The following is a 20,710-nucleotide window of genomic DNA, read 5'->3' on the forward strand; positions in this document are numbered from 1 at the left end:
ACCCACACGCTGACGAGCGACGGGGAGGATGCGAGCCTCAACCTGCCCGAGGGCTCGCTGGCCGCGATGCCCTCATGGTCTATACGGTCTCGCTCTACAAGGACGGCAAGCTGGTCAAGAAGGATTCGATCGACATCACCGTGGTGATGCCGGTGATGGACCTGACCATGACGCCGAAGGCCGCGGCGCTCGGCGAGCGGGCGCATCTCTCCTGGGAGCTTGGCGGCCGATGGGCCTTCAAGGGAACGCTCACCAAGCGTCGCACCATCGTGCAAAAGATCTCCGAGCCGGCGACGGACGTACCGCTGCGCGGCTCGATGCCGGAGGAGGTGCGGCAGAACGGCTTCTACCGCCTCAGCGGTATCTGGCAGACGCCCCAGCCGATGACCTGGACGTGGGAGGCGACGCTGACCGTGGTGCAGCCGGTGACCAGCATCGAGTTCTTCCGCATGTACCGCACGCTCGACCGGCCCTACGGCGAGGTGTCCTTCGCCTGGTCGGCGCGCAATGCGGAAAGCTACCGGATCGGCCATTGCGCGACCGGCACGTTTCCGGGCGCTGAAAACCTCGGCACCCTCGTCGACGACGACCTCACCATAGATACGGTCTTCACCGAGGTCATGATCGACTAGAGCAGCGTCTCCTATCGGGCGAATGTGCGCTTCTTCGATCTCAGCCTGCCGTTCGAGGAGCCGGAGGAGAACATCGAATGGTTAAACGCGCGTCTCGCCCAGCGGGATTTTTCCTGATGGCCTTCGACCAGAACGGCACGAGCACCGTGCCGGCCATCCAGCAGGCCGAACTCGTCGACAGGTCGAAGGAGCTGTGAGATTCGCATTCACGACGGCGAATCGGGCGGGTTGCATAGGTTCGAGAAGTGGTCCATTCATCCGGTATGACGCTCGGGAGCGGAAGCATCCTCCACGTTGCGATTCCTAAGCTGTAGGAACGTTGTATCTCTTTCTTTTCCCTATTTTTTACGCCGAAGCGACTTGCTTCGCCGTTCTCGTTATTTTGGTCCAGAAATGACAAGCGCGGCTTGGTGCTTGCCTCCTTGCTGGGCATGTATGTGACCCATTGACGGGTCTCGGTATTGGCCCCTCGGGCATTGGCAGGCGACAACCAACGGTGCTGGGAGAGCGGTTCTCATGCACGACCGTCCTACGGTTCTTCATGCTTCTCAATATGTGATTTGTTGATTTTGTGTGTATTGACAATTTCCACAAAACCAACATAAATCCACATAACGGGAGATGAAGGTCGTGGATTTTTCGGTTCTTGCGCTCAGGTCGGCAATTGCTTCTAGCAGCCTCACATCCGAGGCGCTGGTGCGGGAATGCCTGGCGCGCATCCGGCGGCTGAACCCTGTCGTCAACGCCTTCAGCCAGGTCTTCGAGGAGGAGGCGCTGGAGGAAGCGCGGGCCTGCGACCGCGAAGCGGCGCAAGGCCATCTGCGCGGTCCGCTGCATGGCATTCCCATGGGGGTGAAAGACCTCTTCTTCGTGGCGGACCGGCTCTGCCAGCGCGGTTCGGCCGCCTACAAAAGTTTCGCTCCCAAGGCGACGGCGCCGATCGTCCAGCGCATGATCGACGCCGGATCGATCATGATCGGCAAGACGACGACGACGGAGATGGGCTGGTCCGGTTCGGGCCATTCCGAATTCTACGGGCCGACCCGCAATCCCTGGAACCCCGAACTGACGAGCGGCGGCTCCTCTTCGGGGTCTGGCGCTGCGCTCGCCGCCCGCATGGTGCCTTTCACCTTGGGATCGGACGGCGGCGGTTCCGTGCGCATCCCGGCGGCCTTCTGTGGCGTTTTTGCCATGAAGGGCTCGCTGGGACGCGTGCCGACCTGGCCGTGGAGCGCGACGGAAATGCTCTCCCACGCCGGCCCGATGAGCGTTTCGGCCAGGGACAGCGCGTTGCTGTTCAACATCGCCAAGGGTCCGGACCCGCGCGACCATCAGGCCCTGCCGGATGACGGCGCCGACTACACCGATCCACGCCCGATCCGCGCGCTACGTGTGGGTTTTGCGCCGAGCCTGTTCGGCTTTGCCGTTGTGCCCGACGTGGACCGCGTCATCAGGGAGGCGGTGGCGACGCTCTCTGGCGCGCTCGACCTCGATATCCGCCCCGTTTCGCTTGACTGGCAGGACCCGATCCGCATTTTCGAGACGCTGTGGGTCGCCGGCCGCGGCGTTGCCTATGGCGCCGAGGCGGATCTCTCGGCATTCGGCAGCGGTTTCCGCGGCCTCGTCGAGGCCTCCGCCCGCTATGATCTCGCCGACTATCTCTCGGCGGCCAAGGCCCGCGCCGACTTTGCCGGCAGCGTGCATGCGCTTTTCGAGGACATCGACCTCCTGCTCCTGCCCACCGTGCCGGTCGAGCCGTTTGCCGCCGACCGTGAGGCGCCGGAAGGAGTTTCGTCCCCCTCCGAGGTGCTCGCCTGGACGGGCTGGACGCCCTTTACCTATCCCTTCAACCTCTCGGGCAACCCGGCGGCCTCGCTGCCGGCGGGCCTGACGGTAAACGGCCTGCCGGTCGGCCTGCAGGTCGTCGGCCGGCGGCATGCCGATGCGCTTGTCATGGCGTTCTGCCAGCAGGCCGAAGACCACCTTTTCCATAATAAAATACCTCCGCTTGTCGTTGCTGGCGACAAAGCGGGGCGGGGAACAGCCAGCAATCCAACTGCGGAGATATCGTCATGGAATTCAACAGGAGAGCATTCCTAAGAAGCTCGGCGCTCGCTGGCCTTGCCATCGGCCTGCCGGTCCTCAACACTGCCTTTTTCGTCGACCCGGCGAATGCCGCCGAGGGCAAGGTCCTCAATTTCATGTCGGCGGAAAACCTCACCGGCAACTGGGATCCGTCCTCCCATACGACGCTCGCCCAGATCAACTTGGAGAGCTTTGTCTTCGGCTACCTCACGCGCGCGCCGATGCGGCCGGACAATCCGGACGAGCTGGTGATGGAGCTGGCGACCGACATGAAGCTCGTCGACGAGCACACGCTGGAATTCACGCTGCGCGAGGGCGTGACCTTCCATGACGGCAAACCCTTCACCGCCGAGGACGTGAAGGCGACCTTCGAATATGCCAGCCAGCCGGATCGTCCCGCCGCCTGGTATCCCGGTCCCTGCGAGGTCGAGGTGGTGAGTGATCATGTCGCCCGCATCAAGACGGAGAAGGGCGGTTATCCGGCAAGCCTCTTCTGGTTCCTCTCGGCCTTCCTGCCGATCCTGTCGGCCAAGGACGTCGCTGATCCGAAAACGCTGTCCGCCCGGCCGAACGGCACCGGCGCCTTCAAGTTCGCGCGCCAGGAGGGCAACACGACGGTGCTCGAAGCCTTCGACGGCTTCTATCTCGGCAAGCCGACCCTGCCGGGCATCAATTTCAGCTTCGTCGGCGATGCGACCACCCGCACGCTGGCATTGCTCAACGGCGAGGCCGACCTCATCGAGCGCCTGGAGGCCGAACAGGTCCAGACCATCGAGGACACCGGCGGTTTCAAGCTGAACAAGGCGGTCTCGGTCGAGAACAAATATCTCTGGTTCCGCTGCTCCAAGCCGCCCTTCAACGATCCGCGCCTACGCAAGGCCGCCGCCCACGCCATCGACCGCGCCGTGCTGCTCGACATTTTGGGCGTCTCCGGCCATGCCTCCAAGGCCTGGATCTCGCCGGTGAAGTTCGGTTACGTCGATACGCCGAACTATCCGGAATACAATCCGGAAGAGTGCCAGCGGCTGCTGGCCGAGGCCGGCTTCCCGAAAGGCGAGGGCCTGCCGGAACTCGAATACATCACCTCGGTCGGCTTCTACCCGAAGACCAAGGAATATGGCGAGGTCATCACCGCCATGCTTCAGGAACAGGGCTTTCCGGTAAAGCTGAACGTCATGGAGGTCGCCGCCTGGAACGAGCGGCTCTACGACCGGCCGGGCGGCGGGCCGGGCCACATGATCGACTGCGGCTGGTCAACGGGTTCGCCCGAGCCGGACCTCGTGCTGCGCACCCATTTCCATTCCTCCTCGAAGCGCATTACCGGCATCGAGGACAAGGATCTGGATGCGGTGCTCGACAAGGAGCGCAATACGCTCGATCCGGCCGCGCGCAAGGCGGTGATCCAGACTGAGGTGATGCCGATGCTGGCGGAGAAGGTGCCGGCGCTCTCGCTGTTCACCTCTGTCTTCATCCACGCCATGCGCGAAGGGGTGGAGGGCATGTACTTCTACCCGAATGGTATGATGGACGCCAACAAGGCCAGCCTCGCCTGATGGCACGCGGCGGCCGCCAATATTTGGCGGCCGCTCCATCCCGATCGGCGCAAGGGGAGACGCATGTTCGTCCTGTCGTTCCTGTTGAGACGGCTCCTGCAGGGGAGCCTCATCATCCTGCTCGTTACCTTCATCATCTTCACGCTGCTGCGCGTGGTGCCGGGCGATCCGGCGCGCCTCATCGTCGGCGGCATGGCGCCCGACGAGGTGGTGGCCATGAAGGCCAAGGAACTCGGCCTCGACCGGCCGATACCGGTGCAGTTCGTCTCCTATCTCGGCGACCTCGTCACCGGCGATCTCGGCACGTCCTTCGTGCGGCCGAAGAGCGGGGCGAGCCTTGGCGGCGCCTCCTTCGACGATGCGACGCGCGAAGAGCGCGCCAAGGTGCTGGACCTTGTCCTCGCCACCCTGCCGATGACGCTCCAATTGGCGGCGGTCGCGCTCGCCATCGCGCTGCTGGTCGCCGTGCCGCTCGGCACAGCGGGCGGGCTCTATCCCGGACGCTGGCCGGACAAGCTGGCGCTGGTGCTCGGCTCGCTCTGCGTGTCGACGCCGAATTTCTGGCTCGGCATCGTGCTGACGCTGTTCCTCTCGGTCAAACTGAAGCTGCTGCCGGCCATCGGCTATCGCGGCTTCAGCTACACGATCCTGCCGGCCATCGTGCTGGCGGTGGAGATCGTGCCCTTCATCCTGCGCACGCTCACCGTCTCGGTGGCGCAGGTGATGCGCGAGGATTTCATCCAGCTCGCGCCGATCCGCGGCCTTTCCCGCAGCCGCACGATCTTTTCGCACGCGCTCGGCAATTCCGCCATTCCGCTCATCAACCTCATCGGCGTGCAGCTCGGCATGCTGCTCGGCGGCGTGCTCGTCATCGAATTCATCTTCGATTATCCAGGCCTCGGCCTCCTGACGATCAACGCCGTGCTGCAACGCGATTTTCCGCTGATCCAGGGCATTGCGATCTTCATTTCCGTGATGTTCGTGGTCATCAACATCCTGGTCGATCTCATCGCCATGACCATCGATCCGAGGCTGGAGTACTGACGTGACCGATATCGTCCAGCAAAGCGCCGCTGTGCGCCCTCTCGCCAAACGCGGCACCACTCCCACCCGCCGCATGCTGCAGATCGCCGCCGCGCGCACGGATTTCCGCATCGGCCTTGTCGGCTTCGGCCTGCTGATTGGCCTTGCCATCCTGCTGCCGCTGGTGAGCCCGATCGATCCGGTCAAGATCGCCTACGGCTCCAAGCTGCTGCCGCCGTTCCCGTCGGAGGGCTGGCAATGGCCCTATGTGCTCGGCACCGACCAGCTCGGCCGCGACGTGCTGATGCGCTGTCTCGTCGGCCTGCGTTACTCGCTGCTCATTGGCGTCACCACCGTTGTCCTGATGTTCGTCGTCGGGTGCAGCCTCGGCCTCTACGCCGGCTTTCGCGGCGGCTGGGCGGATGCCATCATCATGCGCCTCACCGATGCGCAGCTCTCGATCCCCATGATCATCCTCGCCATCACCATTTTGGGCGTCTCGCGTCCGACAGTGCCGGCGATCATCCTCGTGCTCGGCCTTTCCGGCTGGCCGCTCTATGCCCGCGTCGCCCGCTCGGTGGCGCTCGGCGAGCGCAACCGCGGCTACGTGCTCGGCGAACGGGTGCTCGGCGCCTCGGATCTCAGGATCATGCTGCTCTTCGTCGCGCCCGTCGTGCTGCCGCCGATCGCTTTCGTCGCGGTGCTCGATATCGCCCGCATGATGATCTTCGAATCCATCCTCGGCTTCCTCGGCCTCGGCGTGCAGCCGCCGACGCCGACCTTCGGCAATGTCATCGCCGACGCGCGGAAATACCTGCTGAACGCCTGGTGGATCGCCACCATGCCGGGGCTCTTCATGCTGGTTTCGCTCACCTGCCTCAACCTGATGGGCTCCGCCCTGGAGCGTGCCCGCAACGCGGTTCTGCGAGGAGAGGCCTGATGACCGACCCCATTCTCGCCGTCTCCCATCTCAGCGTCGATCTCCAGCGCGAAGGTCGCAACCGGCGCATCGTCGACGACGTCAGCTTTTCGCTGGAGCCGGGCGAGGTGCTCGGCCTCGTCGGCGAGGCGGGCTCCGGCAAGTCGGTGCTCGCCCGGGCGCTGGTGCGGGCGGTGTCGCCGCCGCTGGAAATCACCGCCGGCACGGTCGTCTTCGAGGGCAAGGATATCCTCGCCCTTCCGCCGCGCGGCCTTTCGGCCATCCGCGGCAACCGCATCGGCTTTATCGGCGCCAATCCGATGGGCTCGCTCGATCCGCGCCTGCCGATCGGCCAGCAGATCGTCGAAAAGCTGCGCTCTGTGCGGCCCGGGACCGGCCGGGCGGAGGCACGGGAAAAGGTGCTCGACCTCTTCGGCCGCGTGCGCATCCCCTCGCCGGGGGCGCGGTTCCACGAGGCGCCGTTCCAGTTCTCCGGCGGCATGATGCAGCGCGTCATGATCGTCGATGCGCTGATCTCCGATCCCGCGCTCGTCATCGCCGACAACATCACCCAGCCGCTCGACGTGACCGTCGCCGCACAGATCATCCGCCTCATCGACGGCCTGCGGCAAAACCTCGACACCGCCTTCCTCTTCATCTCCTCCTCGCTGCCTGTCGTGGCACAGATCGCCGAGCGCACGCTGGTCATGCAGCGCGGCCGCATCGTCGAGGAGGGGCGCACGGCGGAGCTGGCCGCGAGCCCCCGGCAATCCTACACGCGCACCCTCATCTCACGCATTCCGCCGATCTGGAAGGATGTGGCGGCGCCGGCCTCGCGGCAGGGCGAGGCGGTGCTGACGGTCGACAACGTCATGCGCACCTATCTCGTGCGCCGGCGCGGCTCGTTCAACGCCTATAACGAGGTGAAGGCGGTGCGCGACGTCTCCTTCACCGTGAAGGCCGGCGAGAAGTTTGGCATCGTCGGCGAAAGCGGCTGCGGCAAATCCACCCTGACGCGGCTTCTCGCCTGGCTGGAACAGCCGGACAGCGGCCGCATCGCCTTCCTCGGCAAGGACCTTTCGCATCTCTCCGCCCGCTCGCTGACGGAGATGCGGCGCTCCTTCCAGCTCCTGTTGCAGGACCCCTACGGCTCGCTGCCGTCGGGCATGCCGCTCCAGCGCATGATCGAGGAGCCGCTGCTGATCCACGGCGTCGGCCGGGCGGAGGCGGCGCGGCGGGCGCAGGAGGCGATGGCCGAGGTGGGGCTCGACCTCGAACTTGCCGACCGGCTGCCGGTCGGCCTCAGCGCCGGCCAGCGCCAGCGCATCAACATCGCCCGCGCGCTGGTGTTGAAACCGCGCCTGCTCATCCTCGACGAGACGCTGTCTGCGCTCGACCAGGTGGAGCAGGCCGAGCTTCTCGACCTCTTCAACCGGCTCCAGGCGAGCCACGGATTTTCCTATGTGTTCATCTCGCACGATCTCGCGCTCGTACGCCGGATGTGCCACCGTATCGCCGTCATGTATCTCGGGCGCATCGTGGAATTGGCTGACAATACGACTCTCTTCGAACACCCGCACCACCCCTATACGCGGGCGCTCCTGAGCGCCATGCCGACGCTGGAGCACAACCGTTTCCCGCGTCCCCGCTACCTGCTCGACGGCGAGCCGCCGAGCCCCATCGACCTGCCCCTCGGCTGTTCGTTCCGCTCGCGCTGCCCGCGCGCGCAAGACGACTGCCAGAAAACCGATCCGCCGCTGCTCGCGCTGGCCGGCGAAAACTACGCCGCCTGCCTGCACCGGCACGAGGCGCCGCATGAGGAGGAAACCGTGCATGTCGAGTGAGATCCGCAAGGAGGTCATCCTGGAGCGCCTCGACCGCGACCAGCGCGTCAGCGTGCTCGAGCTTTCGGCGGAATTCGGCGTTTCCGGCGAAACCATCCGGCGCGACCTGAAGGATCTGGAGGCCGAGGGCGCCGTGCGGCGGGTGCATGGCGGCGCCATTCCCGCGGGCCGCACCGCCGATACGCCGATCACCGAGCGGATCAAGCTCAACGCCCTCGAAAAGGACGAGGTGGCGGGTCTGGCGCGCAGCCTCATCAACGACGATTGCGTCATCTTCCTCGACACGGGCACGACGACGTTGGCGCTCGCCCGCCGCCTCGTCGGCTTCAAGAAGCTCCGGCTCTACACCAATTCGCTGCGCATCGCGCAGGCGGCCTGCGAGCATTTTGGCGTGCATGTGCAGATGACGCCGGGCAGCATGCGCCCGGTGGAGCAGGATCTCGTCGGCTACGACACCATCTCCTACATCCAGCAGTTCCATTTCGACATGGTCTTCATGGGCGCCGGCGCCATCAATGCGGATTACGGTTTCATGGATTACGAGGAGGACGAGGCGCGCATCCGCCAGGTGCTGCTGAAGCAAACCTCGCACAGCGTCATGCTGTCGGACCATTCGAAGTTCGGCAAGGTCGGCAACGTCATCACCGCCCCCTTCGCCCGTGTCCAAACGCTCGTCACCGACCGACGCCCGCCGGACACGATTGCCCGCGCTTTGGAGGCGGAAGAGCTGGAGGTCATCCATGGATAGCGCCGCGCAAAAAACCGCCGCCAGCCTGACGGCGATCTTCGATCACATATCCGCCGTCGGTGCACGCGCGGGTGAAGGCGTGACGCGGCTTGCGGCGAGCGCCGAGGATGGCGCGGCCCGCGCGATCTTTGCCGACTGGATGGCCCGCGGCGGCGCGCGCCTGGCGCAGGATGCGGTGGGCAACCAGTTTGCCTGTTTCGACTGGGCGGGCGAAAACGCCGCGTGGATTTTTGCCGGCTCGCACCTCGACACGCAGCCGCGCGGTGGCCGCTTCGACGGCACGCTCGGCGTGCTCGCTGCCGGTAGCGCAGCACTTGATCTCCATACCGAAGTGCAGGCCGACCGTTTCCGCCCGCGCCACAACCTCGCCGTCGTCAACTGGACGAACGAGGAGGGCGCGCGCTACCAGCCGAGCCTCACCGGCAGCGGCGTCTTCTCCGGTGCTCTGCCGCTGCGTGAAGCGCTTGCCCTCACAGATGGTGTCGGCATCACGCTCAGCGATGCGCTCGCCGCGATCGGCATCGACGGCGAAACGGGAGGCGTTCCGCCCCGTCCAAAAGCCTATGTCGAACTGCATGTCGAACAGGGCCGCATCCTGACGGCGGCCGGCCGCCGCATCGGTGTTATCGAGGGCACCTGGGCCGCCCGCAAGATGACGGTCCGCTGGATCGGCCGCGCCGCCCATACCGGCCCGACGCCGATGGCGGACCGGCGCGATGCGCTTCTCGCCGCCGCGCAGGGCATTGCCGCCTTCGAAGCGCTCATCGCCGCAAGCCATCCCCATCTCCACCGTTCCGCCGCGCGCCTCGTCATCGAGCCGAACTCGCCGAACGTGGTGGTGGAGCGCGCCACCGTCTGGTTCGAGTTGCGCGGTCTCGATGTCGCCGAACTTGATAGGGCCGGGCAGGCGGCCCTCGCGGCCTTCGAAAAGGCCGCGGCCGAGACGGGCACACGGCTGGAAATCATTGCCGATACGCTGCGGGAACCGGCCGGCATGGACATCGGGCTGATGGCGATCACCCGGGAGGCGGCGCGCGCCTGCGGTTTCGAGCCGCTGACCCTGCGTTCGGTGGCGGGGCACGACGCCGTGGCGCTGCAAAACAGCGGCGTTCCGTCCGCTCTGATCTTCGTTCCAAGCGTCGACGGTATCGCGCACCATCCGGAAGAGTTGACCCATCCTGAGGATGTCGAGGCCGGCCTCGCTGTGCTGACCGCCGTCCTGCGCCGCCTTGCCGAGGGGGATTTTCATGCTGAACGATGAGGCGCTCGCCGCTGCCGGCCTTTCCGGCGCAACGTTTTCCCCGCCGATCGGCGGCGTCGTCTCGCCCATTCACCGGGCGGTCGAGAATATCTGCACCTTTGCCACGGCGCCGGGCCGGCCGCCGGTCTTCGTCAAGCACCGGCACGCGGACATGGCCGATTTCATCGCGCTGGAGCATGTTGCGGAGGCGAGCCGCAAAGCTGGCGACCTCGGCATCGCGCCCCGGCTGCTGCATGCCGATCCCGCTCGCGGCGTTCTCGTCTTCGAGGCGCTCGGCGAGGAATGGGCCTGGGGGCATATGGATGTGCTGCGCCGTCCCGCGGTTCTCGAAAACCTGCTCGCCGCAAAACGTGCCTTTCAGAAGGCAGCGCCGCTTGAGGAGACGCGCAGCGTTTTCGATCTCGTCGCCGCCTATCGAGAACTGGCAGGCGGTGTCATCCTGCCCGCGCCGGTCCGCACCGTCTTGGCGGCGGTCGAGCGTGTCGCCGCCGCGATCGCCGCTGCCGGTGTCGATACCGTGCCCTGCCATGCCGACGGCGTGTCGTCGAATGTCATGGTGGGGCCTGGAAATACCATCCGGCTGGTCGATTTCGAATGGGCGCGCCAGGCCGATCCCGCGCACGATCTTGGCACCGTGCTCGCCGAACTGCTGCCCTTCGACGGCGAGGCGCTGCTGGCGATCGAGATCGCGACCGGAAGGCCGGATGCGCAGGTGCTCGCCCGCGCCCGCCTCTATGGCGCGGCGGATGACCTGATGTGGGCGCTCTGGGGTTTCATCAGCGCCGCTCGCTCGCCGCGGAAACAGGTGGAGTTCTTCAAATATGCCGAATGGCGGCTTTTGCGGGCGCGCACCGTGATCGAGGGACCGCGCTTCGAAACATGGCTGAAACAGGTTTGACGGGGGGAGCCGATGCGGCGCAGCTTGGGTGAAGGCACATCGTCGGCGGAACGGGCGATCGAAACGGCGATCCTCGCCGTCGCGGACTGGCGGGACCGGACGGTTTCCTACGAGCCGGTGCCGGGCGGCATCAGCAATCCGAACTGGCAGGTGTTTGTCAGCGGCGCACCGCACAGTTTCTTCGTCAAGATTCCCGGCGAAGGCACGGAAATGTTCATCGACCGCCGGACGGCGAACGAGGCGGGCCGCAAGGCGCATGCCGCCGGCGTCGGCGCGCGCATCATCGATTTCTTTCCGGAAACCGGCGTCGAGGTCAGCGAATTCGTCGAGGGGCTGCGCACCTCCACCAATGCCGATTTCCTCGATCCGGTCGTGCGCTCGAATGGCCTTCGTGCGCTGAAGGCCTTCAACGACAGCGCGCCGCTCGCCCAGCGCAAGACGACCTTCGACATGATTGACGAGCATTTCGAGCAGGCCCTTGCGCTCGGCGGCGAATTCCCCGGCGATTTCGGCTGGCTCAATGCGCGCTATCGCGAGGCGCGGCAGGCTTTGGAGGCTTCCGGCCTCGATCTTGCCCCTTGCATGAACGACACGCTCGCCGGCAACTTTTTGCTGCATGCCGACCAGCGCGTCCTGCTGGTCGATTTCGAATATGCCTCGACCAACGACCGGGCCGCCGAACTGGCCCTGTGGTTCGGCGAAATGTGTTTTTCGCCCGAGGTGGAGGCGGAGATGATCGAGGCCTATTACGGTCGCCTCGATCCGGCGCTTTTCGCGCGGGTCTCGCTGTTCAAGGCGCTGGTCGATCTCAAGTGGTCGACCTGGGCCATGGTGCAGAACCGGATCTCCCGCCTCGATTTCGATTTCTTCAAATACGGTTCCTGGAAGCATATGCGGGCGCGTTTCGTGATGAGCGATCCACGCTGGCCGGAATGGCTGAAGGCCGTCTGAGGAAGGGGACACGATGATTTCCGCCGATTTCATGCACCGGATCGCCGCGGTCGCCGCGCGGGAAACCCTGCCGCGCTTCCGCCAGCCGGGCCTCGTCGCCAACAAGCTGGCGGGCGGTTTCGACCCCGTGACGGAGGCTGACCGCGAAACGGAAAAGGCGATCCGCGCGCTGATCCGTGCCGAATTTCCGGACCACGGCATTCTCGGCGAGGAATTTGGCGCGGAGGGTGCGGACAACCGGCATGTCTGGGTGATCGATCCGATCGACGGGACGCGCTCCTTCATTTCCGGCATCCCGCTCTGGGGCACGCTTGTCGGCCTGACGGACCATGGCGACGCCATCGCCGGCGTGATGGTGCAACCCTTCATCGGCGAACTGTTTTACGCCACTGGGCAAGGCGCGCACTATGAGGGACCGCACGGCAAGGCCCGGCTTTCCACGCGTGCTACCAAAAGCCTCGCTGAGGCGACGCTCTGCACCACCACGCCCGCGATCTTCGAACCTCGGCAGAGGGCCGCCTTCGAACGGCTGGAACGGCAGGTCTGCCTGTCGCGCTACGGCACGGATTGTTATGCCTATTGCATGCTCGCCGCCGGAGGGATCGACCTTGTGGTGGAGGCGGGCCTGCAACCCTACGACATTGTCGCCCTCATCCCGATCATCGAGCAGGCCGGCGGCGTTGTGAGCGATTGGACGGGTGGACCGGCAGAAAAGGGTGGCGCCATCATCGCCGCCGCCTCGGCCGGGCTGCACGCTGCAGCGCTGGATATCCTGAACTCGGCATAAGTTCCCCTGCAGAGTGATCCTTCCTCTGTGGTTTGACCGGTGCCTCTGGCACCGGTTCTTTTTTGCAAGAAGAGCGGGCCTTAAGCTCCGGTGAGGGGTCTGACGGCGCAAGGCGAGCTTCGTAGTGGATCCTGATATCGCGGGGCACGCGTGCCGCCTTACACGCTGTAGGCCATTCGAAGGGTACGATCTTGTGTCGCTCGTCGAGAGCAATATGGGAGCAGGCACGCTTTGCTGCGACCTCCTTGCGAAGGATAACCCATTGACGATATTCGCAAGTCTCACTTCATGCCCGATCTCTCATGCCCCCTTTCAGCGCGTGGTGCGCCTCGCCTTTGCAAGGTGGAGCTGTCCGGGGTTCGATGCGGCCGAAGACAACGTATAGTGGGCCGGCAATAGCGGCCGAAGACGATATGCCCTCCACCTTTGCCTCTTCGACGTCATAGTACTCGCTCGTAGCATCGCACGGTGTCACGGCCGGGACAGGGCCTCAGCAAGAACGTGGGAATAGGTTTTCATCCGTTCCGCCGGCACGTTGGCGTAGCCAAGGATCAGGGCGCCGGGGCGCGTGGTCGCGATAGTGTAGTCTGAAAGCGGGTAGCATTGCAGGCCGGCCTCCAGTACGGCGTGCTGCGCGGCCCGGTCTTCGCGCCCGTTCGCGAGCCAAACCAGAGCATTCAGTCCGCTGTCGGAACAATCGATAGCGGCAAGCCCGGCAAGGGCTGTTCGTCCGGCATCGAAAAACGCGTTGCGGCGCTCGGCATAGAGGCTGCGCATACGGCGCAGGTGGCTCGCGAAATGGCCGCCACCGATGAACTCTGCGAGAGCGAGCTGCGTCTCGACAGGCACGCTGCGATGGATCAGGCCCGAAAGATTGCGGAAGGTTCCAACCAGCGCCGGCGGCAAGACGAGATAGCCGACACGGATACCGGGATAGAGCGCCTTGCTGAAACTGCCCGCGTAGATCACCCTTCCGTGGCTGTCTATGGAGCGCATCGAAGGCAGCGGTGCGCCATCGTAGCGGAACTCGCTGTCGTAATCGTCTTCGATGATCCAAGCCTCGTTTGCCCGTGCCCATTCAAGAAGAGCGAGGCGGCGGGGCAGGGAAAGCGTAACGCCGAGCGGGTGATGGCGCGAGGGCATGACGAAGGCGAGCCGTGCGTCGGGATAACGCACCATGGCGTCCGCGACATCCATGCCGTCGGCATCGACATCGGCAAGGCAGAGGTTGAGGCCAAGTGTGCGCAAGAGGTTTGAGGTGGTGACGGGGCCGGGGTCTTCGAACCAGATACCGTCGCCGGGATCGGCCAATGCCAGTACGGCGAGCGTGAAGGCGGCGTGCCCGCCGGGCGTGATGACGATCTGCTCCGGGTCACATGGATCGCGCCGGTGCAAGGCGAGATACTCAGCGATCCGCTGACGCAGGACCAGTTCTCCCGCGACATCGCCATAACCCATGCCCGCCCTGCCGCCGCGGACAACCGTATTCCAGCATTTACGCCAGATGGCGAACGGAAACCGGTCGAGCGCCGGCTGGTTGGGCAGGAACGGTTTTGGCTCCACGCGGCCGATCTCTGCCGAAACCCCGTGCGACAGGACGCCGATCCGCGACAGCCTCGGCGGTACGTCGTCCCCGGTCTCCGCAAACCGCGCTTTTGCCGGTCGGCGCGGCAGGGCGGCTGAGACAAAGGTGCCGGCCCCTTGCCGCGCCTCCAGATATCCCTCGGCCTTCAGGTTCTCCAGCACCCGCACGAGGGTCTGACGCGACAGGCCGAGCTCCTCGGCAAGGATGCGGCTTGCCGGCAGGCGCGTGCCGGCACGCAGGTGCCCCTGCAGGATGGCCGTGCGCAGCTGGTCCTGTACCTGCCGGAATTTCGGCAGGGCGATGCCGGTGTCCAGACGAAGGAAGGGCAGGATCGGACCTTCGAGCTGCTTGGCCAAGGCTAACCTCCAAATTGGTACAGTTGAATGCACAATAATGGACGTTTGATTGTTGTCCAATTGTTACATGCTCTGCCTACACGAAACGCACCGATGCAGCCCCGAAGGACGCAGACAGAGTGCGGGGGAACCGGAATGCCCGGACCGTGATCGCGGCCGGATGCAGATGCCGACCGGCAGCCAATGCTCACCAGCCGTCGCAGACGGCAAACAGGAGGACTTCATGACGACGCGCCTATCCCATGCCGCCCGCTCGGCTTTCGTTTCCACGCTTGCCATTGCCGCCGCGCTGCCGGGCCTTGCCCGTGCAGAGGCGCCGCAGGATCTCGTCGATGCTGCCACGAAGGAAGGCATGTTGACGGTCATTGCCCTGCCGCACGACTGGTGCAACTACGGCGAGGTTATCGAAGGTTTCAAGGCGAAATATCCCGGCATCACCGTCAACGAACTGAACCCCGATGCTGGCACGGCCGACGAGCTGGAGGCGATCCGTTCCAACAAGGGCAATACGGGCTCGCAGGCGCCGGATGTCGTCGATCTCGGCCTTGCCTTTGCGCCCGCCGCTACGAAGGAAGGCCTGCTGCAGCCCTACAAGGTGGCGACCTGGGACGAAATCCCCGACAACATCAAGGATGCGGATGGCTATTGGTATGGCGACTACTACGGCGTCATGGCCTTCGGCATCAACAAGGACCTGATCCAGACCCCACCGGCCGACTGGGCCGACCTCACCAAGCCGGAATATTCCGGTTCCGTCGCCCTCACCGGCGACCCACGCTCCTCGGCGCAGGCGATTCTGGCGCTGATGTCGGCGGGCATTTCGCGCGGTGCGCAGCCGGGCGCCGATTCCGGAGCCAAAGGTCTGGAACTCTTCGCGGAGCTGAACAAGGCCGGCAATTTCGTGCCGGTTCTCGGCAAGGCCGGCACCATCGCCCAGGGCCAGACGCCGATCATCGCCGCCTGGGACTACAACCTGCTCTCCTGGCGGGACGCGCTGAACGGCAATCCGCCGATGGATGTCATCGTGCCGGCCACCGGTGTGGTCGCTGGTGTCTACGTACAGGCGATCTCGGCCTATGCACCGCATCCGAATGCGGCAAAGCTCTGGATGGAATATCTTTATTCTGACGAGGGCCAGACCGGTTGGCTGAAGGGCTACTGTCACCCGGCACGCTTCAACGCCATGCTGAAGGCCGGAAAATTCCCGCAGGACCTGCTCGACAAGCTGCCGCCGGCAGAAGCCTATGAAAAGGCGATCTTCCCGACCGTCGAGGCGCTCGATGCCAACAAGAGCGCCATTGTCGAAGGCTGGGACAAGGTGGTCGGCGCCAACGTGAAGTAAGTCCGTGCCTGTCCGGAGGCTTCCCGCAGAGCCTTCGGACCCACTGTTCCCAGGAAACAATCCGATGACGACAAGCGCCGCTTCTCTGCCGGCGGCCTTGCGGCCGCGGCAGCTTCTCAACTGGCTCGGGGTTGCCCCGTTCTTCCTCTTCGCCACACTGTTCCTGATCCTGCCGACGCTTAACATCGTCATCGGCGCCTTCCGCAATCCTGAAGGGCACGTGACGCTGGACAATCTCGGCAAGCTCCTGTCGCCTTCCATCCGGTCGGCCTTCTGGATCTCCATCGAACTCAGCCTGCTGACGGCGGCGCTGGGCTGCCTTTTCGGCTTCCTTGTTGCCGCTGCCATCACGCTCGGTGACCTGCCGCGCTGGCTTCGCAACGGCATTCTCACCTTTTCGGGCGTCGCTTCGAACTTCGCCGGCGTGCCGCTTGCCTTCGCCTTCATCGCCACGCTCGGCCGCCTCGGCTTCGTGACGATGCTGCTGCGCAACTGGTTCGGCATCAATCTCTACGGCTCCGGCTTCAACATCGTTTCGTTCCTCGGGCTGGCACTGACGTATCTCTATTTCCAGATCCCACTGATGGTGCTGATCATCACGCCCGCGCTGGAGGGCCTGCGCCGCGAATGGCGCGAGGCGGCCGAAAGCCTCGGGGCGACCGGTGCGCAGTACTGGCGGATGGTGGCGCTGCCGGTGCTGTGGCCGTCGCTGCTCGGCACGCTCGCGCTGCTCTTCGCCAATGCCTTCGGTGCGGTCGCCACCGCCATCGCGCTCACCGGTTCCTCGTTGTCCATCGCGCCCATCGTGCTCTTTGCGCAGATCCGTGGCGACGTGCTCAACGATCCGCATCTCGGCTATGCCATTGCCTTCGGGATGATCCTGCTCACCGCGATCGCCAACGGCATCTACATCCTCTTGCGCATGCGTGCCGAACGGTGGGTCAAATGACGGGAAAACGCTTCTGGTCTTTGATTGCCGTTGTACTTGGCGGCGTCTATTTCCTGCTGCCGCTCGCCGGCATGGTCGATTTCTCGATGCGCATGAAGCGCGGCGAATACAGCTTGGAAGCCTATCGGATCGTGCTTTCCGACCCGCAGTTCCAGCAGACCTTCCTCTATTCGGTCGTGCTGGCCCTGCTGACCATCGTGCTCGGCATTCTGCTGGTTGTGCCGACGGCCTATTTCGTACGGCTCAGGCTTCCCGGCCTTCGGCCCGTCATCGAGTTCATCACGCTCCTGCCGCTGGTCATTCCGCCCATCGTCATCGTCTTTGGCTACATCCGCATCTACAACACCTCCTCGATCCTGCCGTTGACGGGAACTTGGTGGGGTACCAACCTGCTGTTGCTCTTCGGCTATGCGACGCTGGCGCTGCCCTACATGTACCGCTCGGTCGACACGGGCCTGCGCACCATCGACATCGCCAGCCTCACCGAGGCGGCGCAGTCGCTCGGGTCCGGCTGGGCGCGCATCCTTGCCGTCGTCATCCTGCCGAACGTTTTCGTCTCGGTGCTGTCGGGCGCTTTCCTGACCTTCGCGATCGTCATCGGCGAATACGTCTTCGCAGCGCTGCTGAACGTCAACACCTTCGGCCCCTACATGGTCTGGATGGGCGGCAACCGGGCCTACGAGCCTTCCGCGCTCGCCGTCGTCGCCTTCGCCATCACCTGGGCCTGTATGGGGCTGATCCAACTCGTTACCCGCTTTTCCAAATTTTCCACCGCGAGGCGCTGACCATGGCCTTTCTCGACATTCACCACCTGAAAAAGTCTTTCGGCGCACTGCACGTCGTGAAAGACTTCACCCTCGGCATCGAAAAGGGCGAATTCGTCTCCTTCCTCGGCCCTTCCGGCTGCGGCAAGACGACGGTGCTGCGCATGGTCGCCGGCTTCGAGACGCCGACATCGGGCGCAATCCGCATCGACGGGCGCGACGTCACGGGCCTTCCGGCCAACCGGCGCAAGATCGGCATGGTCTTCCAGGCCTATGCCCTCTTTCCCAACCTGACCGTTGCCGACAATATCGGCTTCGGCCTCAAGGTGGCGGGAGAAGACAAGGCGGCGATCGCACGGCGCGTCGGCGAAATGCTGGAGTTGATCGGATTGCCGCGGCTCGGCGACCGCTACCCCTACCAACTCTCCGGTGGCCAGCAGCAACGCGTGGCGCTTGCCCGTGCGCTGGCACCGAGCCCGCAGGTGCTGCTGCTCGACGAGCCGCTCTCGGCGCTTGACGCAAAGATCCGTGTCAGCCTGCGAGAAGAAATCCGCCGTATCCAGCAGGATCTCGGCATCACCACCATCTTCGTCACGCATGACCAAGAGGAAGCGCTCTCCATATCGGACCGCATCGTCGTCATGCATCAGGGCATTGCCGATCAGGTTGGCACGCCTTTCGACATCTACAACCGCCCGACGACGCGGTTCGTGGCGGAGTTCGTCGGCACGCTCAATCTCGTCGATGCCGATGTGGTCGAGGCTGCGAGCGGCAGGGTGCGCATTGGCGACGTGCCCGTCGTGCTGAACCGGTCGTTGTCCGCCTGTAACGGTGAGCGCATCCGCCTGGCGCTGCGGCCGGAGACAGTGGCGCTCGGGCACGCCGAGGGACACGGTATCGTGCTTTCCGGCTGCATTGCCGAGGTGCATTTCCTCGGTTCGGTGATCCGTGTCCGCGTGGACGTCGGGGGCCAGCTGGTCTCCCTTGATATGTTCAACCAGCCGGACCGGCCGCCGCCGGCCGTGGGTGCGCTCGTTAAGGTCAGCATCTCGGATCGCGATCTTCTGGTGCTGGCGGCCTGAAGTATGGAGCACAACGATCCTTGCGGAGGGAACGTCATCGTGACGGAAATGCCATGGGGCGACGAAACACGTCCGGACTGGCGGAAAAAGGTGGCCGCGATGCCATCGGCATGTCGCGCCCGGCTTGCCATGCGGGCGCGCTCTGCTCCGCTCTTTGCCCATGCCTATGCCTTTCACCTCAACATGCGCTTCGGCGGCATGACGCCGCTGCACCTTGCGGACTTTGCCGCGGCGCATCGCCTTCCCGGTCTCAAGCTGCATGTCGATGATGGGGAACAGGCCAGCCTCGCCCGCATGGATGACGACGCGCTCGCCACCTTCGCCAGGCACCTGAAGGCCCGCGCGCTGGAACTCCATGTCGAGACCAGCACGACAGAGGAGAGCGGCCTTGCCGATGCTGTGCGTATCGCGCTTGCCACGGGTGCGACTTCCCTGCGCTGCTATCCGCGCTACGAGGGACGGGTGTCGCAGATCATCGCCTGGACGATTGCCGATCTCCGGCGTCTCGCGGCTTTCGATCCGGCAAGCCGGCTGCGTTATACGCTGGAGCAGCATGAGGATTTGAAATCGCAAGAACTCGTCCAAATCATTGGTGCTGTCGCCAATCCGCGCCTCAGCCTGCTTTTCGATTTCGGCAACATGATCAATGCCTTCGAGCTGCCGATGGCGGCGCTCGCAATCCAGGCGCCAGAGATCACCGAGGTTCATGTCAAGGATTGCCTGGTCAAGCCTGACCGCGGTGGCTGGGCGCATCTGGCCTGCGTGTCGGGCGCGGGGCATCTGCCGATGCAGGCGATGTTCGTGGATCTGCTCCTGCTCGGCAAGGATCGCCCGCAGGTCCTCGCCTTCGGCCTGGAGGAGGAGGAGGGGTATTTCGCCCCGGCACTGCGCCGGCCTTCCGATGGGCCGGACCCCTTCATTCCCGCCCGGACGGCGAGCTTCACCGATCTTGGGCCGGGGGATCTTGCGGCGCGTCTCGTCCGCGAGACAGCCGCCGCCCACCGGCAGATAAAGACGATCCGTACCATGCTCGACGATATCGCGCAGGAAGCCGAAAGGACCGAGGGATGAACGCCCAGACCACCTGCCCGCCAGCCTTCCTGGCGCTTGCCCATGCGATGGCGGACGCCGCTGCAGAAGCGATCCGTCCCTGGTTCCGCAGGCGGATCGCCGTCGATGCGAAGGCCGATGCCAGCCCCGTCACCATCGCCGACCGCGATGCGGAAACGGTCATGCGTCGGATGATCGAGGCGGAATGTCCCGAGCACGGCATAAGAGGCGAGGAATTCGGTATCTGCCGGGCCGATGCGGATTGGGTTTGGGTGCTCGACCCGATCGACGGGACGAAATCTTTCCTCTCTGGCTCGTTCGCCTTCGGCACGCAGGTTGCACTGCTTCACCGGGGCAAGCCTGTTCTTGGCCTGATCAACCAGCCGATCACCGGCGAACGCTGGCTTGGTGTGGACGCCGTGGCCACACTCAACGGTGAGCCGATCCGCACCCTCGACAGAACGCGGCTCGAGGAAGCGATCCTCTACACGTCTGCCCCCGAGCAGTTCGGCTGTGCGGGTCGCGAGCGTTTCGAAGCCCTTGCGGCAAGGGTCCGCTTCAGTCGCTTTTCACACGATTGTTACGCCGCCGGCCTCCTGGCCCTCGGCGGGATCGACCTTCTCGTCGAAAGCAACGTCTTCGACTATGACATCCTTCCGCAGCTGCCCATCATAAAGGCGGCGGGCGGGGTCGTGACCGATTGGGAGGGGCGGCCACTTGCCGACGCGTCTCGATACAGCACTGTGTTGATGGCGGCCAATGAGGAAATCCACCGGGCGGCATTGGATATCCTGTCTCGATAGTGATCACAGGATTTGGCATCCGGCGGCTACCGAAAGCAATCGTGTCGGGTCGCTCGAATGCTGCGCAGCTGATCGCGC

General features: G+C 64.7%; 18 protein-coding genes. 17 read left to right on the forward strand and 1 reads right to left on the reverse strand.

Going from position 1 to position 20,710, the window contains the following annotated elements:
* Window positions 1-74 precede the first annotated feature (74 nt).
* From K0P03_RS22040 to hisN, 11 genes are all read left to right on the forward strand, one after another.
* Window positions 75-632, forward strand: coding sequence for a hypothetical protein (locus K0P03_RS22040; protein ID WP_272790673.1), 558 nt, complete (start codon window positions 75-77; stop codon window positions 630-632).
* 630 nt (window positions 633-1,262) lie between these two features.
* Window positions 1,263-2,732, forward strand: a complete 1,470-nt coding sequence (locus tag K0P03_RS22045; protein WP_272790674.1) for an amidase — start codon at window positions 1,263-1,265, stop codon at window positions 2,730-2,732.
* The gene (locus K0P03_RS22050) at window positions 2,705-4,270 is read left to right on the forward strand and encodes an ABC transporter substrate-binding protein (protein ID WP_272790675.1); all 1,566 of its coding nucleotides are present in this window, start codon (window positions 2,705-2,707) and stop codon (window positions 4,268-4,270) included. Before K0P03_RS22045 ends, K0P03_RS22050 begins: the two co-directional genes overlap by 28 nt.
* 63 nt (window positions 4,271-4,333) lie before the next feature.
* On the forward strand, window positions 4,334-5,314 hold the full coding sequence (locus K0P03_RS22055; RefSeq protein WP_272790676.1) for an ABC transporter permease: 981 nt from the start codon (window positions 4,334-4,336) through the stop codon (window positions 5,312-5,314).
* A gap of 10 nt (window positions 5,315-5,324) precedes the next feature.
* Window positions 5,325-6,233 carry an ABC transporter permease gene (locus tag K0P03_RS22060; protein ID WP_272791093.1) on the forward strand — a complete coding sequence of 303 codons (909 nt, stop codon included), beginning with the start codon at window positions 5,325-5,327 and terminating at the stop codon, window positions 6,231-6,233.
* Window positions 6,233-8,056 (forward strand): dipeptide ABC transporter ATP-binding protein, encoded by a 1,824-nt coding sequence (locus K0P03_RS22065; protein WP_272790677.1) that lies wholly within the window; start codon window positions 6,233-6,235, stop codon window positions 8,054-8,056. Before K0P03_RS22060 ends, K0P03_RS22065 begins: the two co-directional genes overlap by 1 nt.
* The gene (locus K0P03_RS22070) at window positions 8,046-8,804 is read left to right on the forward strand and encodes a DeoR/GlpR family DNA-binding transcription regulator (protein WP_023517020.1); all 759 of its coding nucleotides are present in this window, start codon (window positions 8,046-8,048) and stop codon (window positions 8,802-8,804) included. The genes K0P03_RS22065 and K0P03_RS22070 overlap by 11 nt, the downstream gene beginning before the upstream one ends.
* Complete coding sequence (locus K0P03_RS22075) at window positions 8,797-10,065, forward strand: Zn-dependent hydrolase (protein WP_023517019.1); 1,269 nt, start codon at window positions 8,797-8,799, stop codon at window positions 10,063-10,065. Before K0P03_RS22070 ends, K0P03_RS22075 begins: the two co-directional genes overlap by 8 nt.
* Complete coding sequence (locus K0P03_RS22080; RefSeq protein WP_023517018.1) at window positions 10,052-10,963, forward strand: phosphotransferase; 912 nt, start codon at window positions 10,052-10,054, stop codon at window positions 10,961-10,963. Before K0P03_RS22075 ends, K0P03_RS22080 begins: the two co-directional genes overlap by 14 nt.
* Window positions 10,964-10,975: 12 nt before the next feature.
* Window positions 10,976-11,914 carry an LPS biosynthesis choline kinase gene (locus tag K0P03_RS22085; RefSeq protein ID WP_023517017.1) on the forward strand — a complete coding sequence of 313 codons (939 nt, stop codon included), beginning with the start codon at window positions 10,976-10,978 and terminating at the stop codon, window positions 11,912-11,914.
* Window positions 11,915-11,927: 13 nt separating this feature from the next.
* Window positions 11,928-12,701 carry a histidinol-phosphatase gene (gene hisN, locus K0P03_RS22090; protein ID WP_024270334.1) on the forward strand — a complete coding sequence of 258 codons (774 nt, stop codon included), beginning with the start codon at window positions 11,928-11,930 and terminating at the stop codon, window positions 12,699-12,701.
* Between the two features lie 471 nt (window positions 12,702-13,172).
* On the opposite strand, the gene pdxR is transcribed toward hisN, so the two are convergent.
* Complete coding sequence (pdxR, locus tag K0P03_RS22095) at window positions 13,173-14,642, reverse strand: MocR-like pyridoxine biosynthesis transcription factor PdxR (RefSeq protein ID WP_272790678.1); 1,470 nt, start codon at window positions 14,640-14,642, stop codon at window positions 13,173-13,175.
* A gap of 223 nt (window positions 14,643-14,865) precedes the next feature.
* Here pdxR and K0P03_RS22100 point away from each other — a divergent pair, with 223 nt between their 5' ends.
* From K0P03_RS22100 to K0P03_RS22125, 6 genes are all read left to right on the forward strand, one after another.
* Window positions 14,866-15,984: an ABC transporter substrate-binding protein gene (locus tag K0P03_RS22100; protein WP_130519016.1), complete on the forward strand. Its 1,119-nt coding sequence runs from the start codon at window positions 14,866-14,868 to the stop codon at window positions 15,982-15,984.
* Between the two features lie 64 nt (window positions 15,985-16,048).
* Complete coding sequence (locus K0P03_RS22105; protein ID WP_024270337.1) at window positions 16,049-16,933, forward strand: ABC transporter permease; 885 nt, start codon at window positions 16,049-16,051, stop codon at window positions 16,931-16,933.
* Window positions 16,930-17,718 (forward strand): ABC transporter permease, encoded by a 789-nt coding sequence (locus K0P03_RS22110; RefSeq protein ID WP_272790679.1) that lies wholly within the window; start codon window positions 16,930-16,932, stop codon window positions 17,716-17,718. Before K0P03_RS22105 ends, K0P03_RS22110 begins: the two co-directional genes overlap by 4 nt.
* Window positions 17,719-17,720: 2 nt before the next feature.
* Window positions 17,721-18,779, forward strand: a complete 1,059-nt coding sequence (locus K0P03_RS22115) for an ABC transporter ATP-binding protein (RefSeq protein ID WP_272790680.1) — start codon at window positions 17,721-17,723, stop codon at window positions 18,777-18,779.
* 99 nt (window positions 18,780-18,878) lie between these two features.
* Complete coding sequence (locus tag K0P03_RS22120; protein ID WP_272790681.1) at window positions 18,879-19,850, forward strand: TIM barrel protein; 972 nt, start codon at window positions 18,879-18,881, stop codon at window positions 19,848-19,850.
* Window positions 19,847-20,632, forward strand: a complete 786-nt coding sequence (locus K0P03_RS22125; protein ID WP_023512871.1) for an inositol monophosphatase family protein — start codon at window positions 19,847-19,849, stop codon at window positions 20,630-20,632. The genes K0P03_RS22120 and K0P03_RS22125 overlap by 4 nt, the downstream gene beginning before the upstream one ends.
* Window positions 20,633-20,710: the final 78 nt, after the last annotated feature.

Origin of the sequence: Shinella sp. HY16 (assembly GCF_028534175.1) — a bacterium.
Taxonomy (GTDB): Bacteria; Pseudomonadota; Alphaproteobacteria; order Rhizobiales; family Rhizobiaceae; genus Shinella.

Excerpts from the sequence above, each read along its gene's own strand:
- K0P03_RS22040 (WP_272790673.1), top strand. The coding sequence starts at position 75 with ATGGTCTATACGGTCTCGCTCTACAAGGACGGCAAGCTGGTCAAGAAG.
- K0P03_RS22050 (WP_272790675.1), top strand. The coding sequence starts at position 2,705 with ATGGAATTCAACAGGAGAGCATTCCTAAGAAGCTCGGCGCTCGCTGGC.
- K0P03_RS22055 (WP_272790676.1), top strand. The coding sequence starts at position 4,334 with ATGTTCGTCCTGTCGTTCCTGTTGAGACGGCTCCTGCAGGGGAGCCTC.
- K0P03_RS22065 (WP_272790677.1), top strand. The coding sequence starts at position 6,233 with ATGACCGACCCCATTCTCGCCGTCTCCCATCTCAGCGTCGATCTCCAG.
- K0P03_RS22070 (WP_023517020.1), top strand. The coding sequence starts at position 8,046 with ATGTCGAGTGAGATCCGCAAGGAGGTCATCCTGGAGCGCCTCGACCGC.
- K0P03_RS22075 (WP_023517019.1), top strand. The coding sequence starts at position 8,797 with ATGGATAGCGCCGCGCAAAAAACCGCCGCCAGCCTGACGGCGATCTTC.
- K0P03_RS22080 (WP_023517018.1), top strand. The coding sequence starts at position 10,052 with ATGCTGAACGATGAGGCGCTCGCCGCTGCCGGCCTTTCCGGCGCAACG.
- K0P03_RS22085 (WP_023517017.1), top strand. The coding sequence starts at position 10,976 with ATGCGGCGCAGCTTGGGTGAAGGCACATCGTCGGCGGAACGGGCGATC.
- hisN (WP_024270334.1), top strand. The coding sequence starts at position 11,928 with ATGATTTCCGCCGATTTCATGCACCGGATCGCCGCGGTCGCCGCGCGG.
- K0P03_RS22100 (WP_130519016.1), top strand. The coding sequence starts at position 14,866 with ATGACGACGCGCCTATCCCATGCCGCCCGCTCGGCTTTCGTTTCCACG.
- K0P03_RS22105 (WP_024270337.1), top strand. The coding sequence starts at position 16,049 with ATGACGACAAGCGCCGCTTCTCTGCCGGCGGCCTTGCGGCCGCGGCAG.
- K0P03_RS22110 (WP_272790679.1), top strand. The coding sequence starts at position 16,930 with ATGACGGGAAAACGCTTCTGGTCTTTGATTGCCGTTGTACTTGGCGGC.
- K0P03_RS22115 (WP_272790680.1), top strand. The coding sequence starts at position 17,721 with ATGGCCTTTCTCGACATTCACCACCTGAAAAAGTCTTTCGGCGCACTG.
- K0P03_RS22120 (WP_272790681.1), top strand. The coding sequence starts at position 18,879 with ATGCCATCGGCATGTCGCGCCCGGCTTGCCATGCGGGCGCGCTCTGCT.
- K0P03_RS22125 (WP_023512871.1), top strand. The coding sequence starts at position 19,847 with ATGAACGCCCAGACCACCTGCCCGCCAGCCTTCCTGGCGCTTGCCCAT.